Origin of the sequence: Cellulomonas bogoriensis 69B4 = DSM 16987 (assembly GCF_000767165.1) — a bacterium.
Lineage (GTDB): Bacteria > Actinomycetota > Actinomycetes > Actinomycetales > Cellulomonadaceae > Actinotalea > Actinotalea bogoriensis.
In genome coordinates this window covers 1-547 of sequence record NZ_AXCZ01000446.1, presented here as the reverse complement: position 1 = coordinate 547, position 547 = coordinate 1, and the positions used below count along the sequence as shown (strand labels likewise).

Below are 547 nucleotides of genomic sequence, written 5' to 3'. Positions count from 1 at the left end.
GCACCCGCTCATCATCCAAGACCCGCACACCCACGACCTCACCCCGCCACCGGGCGCGCATCGACCGCAAGAAGAGCCGATCCACGTCCACCTCACGCACACGGACCCGCTCACCACAGCCGGCTACCCCCGCCACAACCACCCCAGAATCGGGCACAGGGTCGCCCCTCGAGATGAACAACGTCACCACACCCGTGGCGGCATCACGCACCGCCGCGTACTCATGCCCCCGAAAGAACGCCCGATCACCACACCCAGGCAGATCTCGCAGCGACACGGACCCCATCACCCCACAAGCACCCAACCCGTCTCACTCAAAGAGAAGGGAAACTCACGGACCCAGATCACGCTCATGAACACAGTATTTCTCGATCGACAGGAAATTCACGTCGGCCGTGAACCACCCCTGTGAGTCGCGGACCATCCCATATCGCTCCACATTCAGGCTCTCCTCACGCATGCGCACACGAACGCGCCGGCGATCCAGCACATCCATCTGCACCTCATCACCACGCCACACCGCTGAGGCCGACCGCGTGAACACCCT

General features: G+C 63.3%; 1 protein-coding gene. It reads right to left on the bottom strand.

Annotated features, from left to right (window positions below; all coding sequences use genetic code 11):
- Positions 1-331: 331 nt before the first annotated feature.
- The coding region (locus tag N869_RS15940; protein WP_035063356.1) for a hypothetical protein at positions 332-547 on the bottom strand (216 nt) is incomplete at its 5' end.